Origin of the sequence: Mesorhizobium sp. M7D.F.Ca.US.004.01.2.1, from assembly GCF_003997785.1 — a bacterium.
Taxonomy (GTDB): domain Bacteria; phylum Pseudomonadota; class Alphaproteobacteria; order Rhizobiales; family Rhizobiaceae; genus Mesorhizobium; species Mesorhizobium loti.
Genome location: NZ_RZRQ01000229.1, coordinates 4,600 through 9,779, shown reverse-complemented (window position 1 = coordinate 9,779; position 5,180 = coordinate 4,600). Strand labels below are relative to the sequence as shown.

Annotated in this window: 5 protein-coding genes and 1 pseudogene; 5 read left to right on the top strand and 1 reads right to left on the bottom strand. The window is 55.8% G+C overall.

What is annotated here, in order from left to right:
* The 5 genes and pseudogenes from EN993_RS25065 to EN993_RS25050 all read left to right on the top strand — a co-directional run.
* The coding region (locus tag EN993_RS25065) for a TRAP transporter substrate-binding protein (RefSeq protein ID WP_127265103.1) at positions 1–858 on the top strand (858 nt) is incomplete at its 5' end.
* 73 nt (positions 859–931) lie between these two features.
* Positions 932–1,513 (top strand): TRAP transporter small permease, encoded by a 582-nt coding sequence (locus EN993_RS25060; protein ID WP_127265102.1) that lies wholly within the window; start codon positions 932–934, stop codon positions 1,511–1,513.
* Between the two features lie 51 nt (positions 1,514–1,564).
* A complete protein-coding gene (locus EN993_RS25055) occupies positions 1,565–2,860 on the top strand; it encodes a TRAP transporter large permease (protein ID WP_127265101.1) in 1,296 nt (431 codons plus the stop codon).
* A gap of 149 nt (positions 2,861–3,009) precedes the next feature.
* Positions 3,010–3,150 (top strand): hypothetical protein, encoded by a 141-nt coding sequence (locus tag EN993_RS37120; protein ID WP_164757796.1) that lies wholly within the window; start codon positions 3,010–3,012, stop codon positions 3,148–3,150.
* A gap of 64 nt (positions 3,151–3,214) precedes the next feature.
* Positions 3,215–3,672 (top strand): annotated as a pseudogene (locus tag EN993_RS25050) (transposase); the annotation flags it as partial.
* 92 nt (positions 3,673–3,764) lie between these two features.
* Here the strand turns inward: EN993_RS25050 and EN993_RS25045 are convergent.
* A partial coding sequence (locus tag EN993_RS25045; RefSeq protein ID WP_206532414.1) for an aminotransferase class V-fold PLP-dependent enzyme occupies positions 3,765–5,180 on the bottom strand: 1,416 nt, incomplete at its 5' end.

The following is a 5,180-nucleotide window of genomic DNA, read 5'->3' as shown; positions in this document are numbered from 1 at the left end:
ATGGTGCAGTTTGGCAACGAATTGACCAAGCGTTCCGACGGTCGGATCCAGGTCACCTTTTTCCCAGACGCCCAACTCGGCGGTAATGAGATCATGATCAATAGCGTCAAGGTGGGCGCACTCGACGGCGTCATGAGCAATCTTGGCGTGCTATCCGCCGCGGTTCCACAGATTGAGGTTCTGGAACTCCCCTTCCTATTTGACGACACGCCACATGCAGTCCGCGCCTTGAATGGCGCACTTGGTGATAGCCTCAAGCCCGATATCGAAAAGGGCTTCAACTGCCGTGTCGTAGGATGGGGCACAGATGGCACACGCCTGATGTGGAACAAAGTTCGACCAATACGAAAGCCCGAGGATCTCGCAGGCCTGAAGATGCGCGTCCAGGCATCCAGAACGCACCAGGACACCTACGCCGCGCTTGGCGCGCTACCGACAGTCGTGCCCTTCAGCGAGTTGTATGCGGCGCTGCAGACAGGCGTCGTTGATGGGGCCGACGTTGGCGTGGTTGATCTGCTGTCGCTCAAATTCTATCAGGTCACCAAGTACGTCAGCTTCACAAAGCACGTTAGCATTCTCGATGCGATGTTGATCTCCAACTCATTTCTAGAGAAGCTCTCCCCGGACGATTTGAAAATCGTGATTGAATCCGGCCAGGCGGCTTCAAAGATCCAGGTGGAGCACACTCTCGAAGTGCAAGCTGGTGCGGTCGAACCCCTCAAGAAGCACGGTCTTGAATTCTTTGATGTAGACGATTTGACGGCATTCAAATCCAAGATGGCTCCCGTCTACGACGCGATGAAGGAACGTGTGCCTGGCGGTGCCGAACTGATCGCCCTTGCCCGAACCATCAAATAGCTTTCGACGTTATCCAACGGGAGGGATCGTCGTTCCCTCCCGTCCGACAATCGAATGCAATAAGGTTTATCCGATGAGGACCTGGCCGTACACGCTGCAACGCAGCCTGAGCAACATTGGCAATTTGGTAGAACGCCTAATATTGGTTGTTGCCTCCTTGTTGCTTACATTTATGGCCTTTGCCCTATTTAGTCAGGTCCTGTTTCGCTACGTTCTTAAGCTACCCTTGCCCTGGACTGAGGAAGCAGCGCGTCATGCGTTGGTTTGGTTTGCCATGTTGGCAAGTGCCGTGGCGGCTAAACGGGGGCAACATTTTTCGTTTCGCTGGGCAACAATGATGCTCACCCCGGAAACCCGGCTGCGGTTGCGACGCTTTGTGGACGTTCTGACAATATTGCTCCTCGGCCTGATACTAAATTTCAGCTATAAATACCTGGACGTAATGGCCAATCAAAAAGCCATTTCAACTGGTATGGATATGCGTATCCCGTATCTAGCCGTGACGGTCGGCATCTTTTTCATTATCTTTTTCTCTATTCTCGATATCGCAGACACCATCCTATCCCGCACGACCAACACCACGCTTAGCATTCGAGAACAGACCGAGGTTGAGGTGGCTTCCCTCCTCGCAGGTCTACCAAAGTCCGACATTTAGTCGGCAGACCAACATTACGGCTCAGATGTATTTGAGATAACAGGTGACGATATGGCTGGAGCTGCAGTTGGTCTGGTTTTTCTCCTATTGCTGCTGGTGGGAGCACCAATCGCTATAGCTCTTCTCGGCGCTGGCGTGGTGGGCGTCTGGGTAGGCTTCGGATCCTTCGACCTGCTGGTTATCGTCCCCCAACAAATCTTCAGATCCCTGGACTCATTTCCGTTCCTGACCATTCCGTTGTTCGTCTTTGTCGGCGTCCTGATGGCCGAGGGCGGAATCGCAAGACGGCTGATCGATTGCGCCAACATTCTTATTGGCAGACAGCCTGGCGGTCTGGGCGCAACAATTGTTGCTTCGGCGATGTTCTTTCACGGCATTTCCGGGTCGTCCACAGCCGACACTGCGGCCATTGGCAGGGCCACCTTGCCCGAACTGACCCGACAAGGTTACCCGATCTCCTTCAGTACCGCGTTGCTCGCAGCTTCTGGTGCCACCGCGACGTTGATTCCACCGACAATCGACCTCATTTTGATAGGCGTCATCGCAAACATCTCTATCGCCGGGCTGTTCGCGGCGGGCATCATCCCAGCGCTCATCAATGGCTTGGGGTTGATGTCTCTCGTCATCTTCATTGCCTGGAAAAATGGGTATGGCATCAAACAGTCTAAACTTCCGTGGAGGTTGAAGGTTGCAACCGTCTTCAAGGCGACACCAGCAATTTTCATGATAGTGATTATCCTTGGGGGTATTTTGACCGGTGCTTTCACGCCAACGGAAGCGGCGGCGGTAGCAGTTGCTTATGGTCTAATTCTTGTGCTTGTCGTATACCGCGATCTTTCCATATCACAATTTCCACGCATATTTGTTAACACCATCGAGATAAGTGGGGTCGTATTCTTTGTTATCGCAATGGGCGCCGTAATTGCCTACGCCATGACAATATTGCGAGTTCCAACTGCATTGGCGATTGCAATCGAGGCGATATCCCCCAACAAGTACGTGTTTTTACTTTTGGTCCAAACATTGTTTTTCGTAATCGGCATGTTCATGGACACTGTTCCTGCCTTGCTGATCCTGATGCCAATTCTCACGCCAATCGCGATATCCTATGGGGTTGAACCAATCCATTTCGGCATTCTGGTTGAGTCGAACATCGCGTTGGGAATGGCAACGCCGCCTGTGGGCGTCTGTCTTTTTGCAGCATGCGCGGTTACACGTTTGCCCATTGAGAAGACCATTCGCCCCCTACTCCCAATGATCGCCATCTTAACCACGACCATGCTGATCATTACGTATGTGGAGGGGTTTTCAATGTTCCTGCCTCGGTTGATGGGGCTCACTGACTAACCGTTGGTTGGTTTGCTTCCGTAGCGTGGTGCGGTGCGGTCCTGAACTGGTTCGTTTGGGCTTGGGCCCGCACCCTCCGACGAGGAGACAGGCAACAAAGCAGCAAGAGATGGTCCGACAAACCATTGGCTGCCTGAAGGAATGCCAGCTTGGTCGGCGGTCTTGCGGCCGCGCTCGGTCGCGCATTCCAGCAGCTGAATTCGGCGACGATCTCCGGTGTTCCCGCGCCGGGTGTTGCGGTGAGCGACGCGCTGAATGGTAGTGTTCTGAGAGTTCTGCAAATTCGCTGAGAAAGGGCGATCATGGCAGGCTGGTGATGTTCAATGTCACCGATTCCCTGGAAGGAATGCCACCATGACCAAGACAGAAGGTAAATTGACCAGCGCCGCCGTCAAAGACATTCTGCTTTCGAACCCGGATGGATTGCACGAGGTGATCCGCGCCGTGATGCAGGAGGTGCTCGAGGCCGAGATGGACGAGCTGGGTGCTTCGAAGAGCGAGCGCACGCCGGAGCGTCTGGGCTATCGCTCTGGCTATTACGGTCGCACCTTGTCACGCGGCTCGGCAAGCTTGAGCTGCGGGTTCCGCAAGACCGCGCCGGCCGCTTCTCCACCGAACTGTTCGAGCGCTACCAGCGTTCCCAGCGCGCCTTGGTGGCGACGCAGGCCGAGATGTAGGTGCAGGGCGTGCCGACCAGGACGGTCAAGGCGATCACGGAGGAGCTGTGCGGCCATGCCTTCTCCGCCTCATCGACCTCGGCCATCAACAAGCGGCTGGACGAGAGCCCGAAGGCCTTTGCCGAGCGGCCGCTTCTGGCCAATCCACGCGATCTGGCGCCAGTCGGACCGCCAGTCCGCGGCGCTTGCCGCGTTTCTGGAAGACCTTTTCGCAGCTTCGGCCGAACTTACCGGCCGGAGAGCACATCCTTGATCGCTGCAATCAGAGCCTCGATCTCCTCCATCGAATTATAGTGCAAGAGAGAGATCCGCGCCGCGCCATCTTCCATGTCCACCATGCCGAGCGCGGCAAGGCAACGACGGCTGTAGAAACTGCCGTAGGCGATCGCGAACTTTCGCGCAGCAAGCGCCTCCGCAAACTCCCGGGATGACCAGCCCTTGACGGTGAATGCGACTGTTGGCATTCGCACCTGCCGATTGCCGGTTTGTGGACCGAATACCCGGATTTCCGGCCGTGAGACAAGGAATTCGACCAGTTTGCGTCCCAGCAGGTCTTCTTGTGCTTCAAACAGCGAGAACACGCGTCGTGCGCGCTCATGCAGATCTTGCTGCGCCTCGTTGAAATGATGTGCATAAAGAGCGTCTATGTAGTCGGCGATGCCGGCCGCCGCGCCCACCACCTCATACTGGTCTCCGGTGGGATGCAGCTTTGCAGGAACGCTGTCTGAATAGAAAAAGTGGTTCTGGTTTCGGGCTGCTTGGATCGCCTCGCGTTTGCCATAGAGTACACCCAGATGTGGCCCGTAGAGTTTATAGAGGCTGAACAGGTAGAAATCCACGTTCCATGCCTTCACATCCACCAGAGCATGGCCGGCATAGGCGACACCGTCGATGACAACCTGGGCGCCTGCCTCATGCGCCAAGGCAGTTATCTCGCTGACCGGATTTATCGCCCCAATCACATTTGAAACGTGGGTGAAGCAGACCAGCTTCGTGCGCGGCGTGAGCAGACCACGAAGTGCACCAACGTCAAGAAGACCAGTATCGGGATTGATCTGCCACTCCACCACCGAGACCCCGAACTCGGAAAATTTGCGCCAGGCACCGCTGTTGCTCTCGTGGTCCTGTTGGCTGACAATAATCTCGTCGCCCTCCTGCAAAAGGGGACGCAGGGCCTGAGCAAGCACAAAGACATTCGATGTCGTCGAGCCCGCAATGACAATCTCGTCGCGGTCTGCGTTGATCAGTCGAGCAATCCCCTCATACGCCTCCTCAATGCGACGCATGGCCAGATTGCCGCTCTCGAAATGCGGATAGGGCTGGTTCTTGCTGTAGCTGAGGAAAGCGCTCATTCGGGCGATCACCGACTCTGGCACGTACGATCCGCCTGCATTGTCGAGATACGTCCAACCGGTTGACAGGCCGGGGAAGTGCCCGCGGCAGAAGTCCACATCCAGTCGAGCGGGATGCGAGATCCGGGCCAGGGTCGACGGCTTGTTCATAACGTCCTCCAGATTTGTCATAGCTTCGCTGTTGGGCGGCCCTGCCGCGGGCGAAAGTCCGTTTAATCGAATGATTTTACCAGCGCTCAACCGGTGCGCGGTTGCAGGTGTCGATTGAACCGCCGCTCCATCCATCGGAAG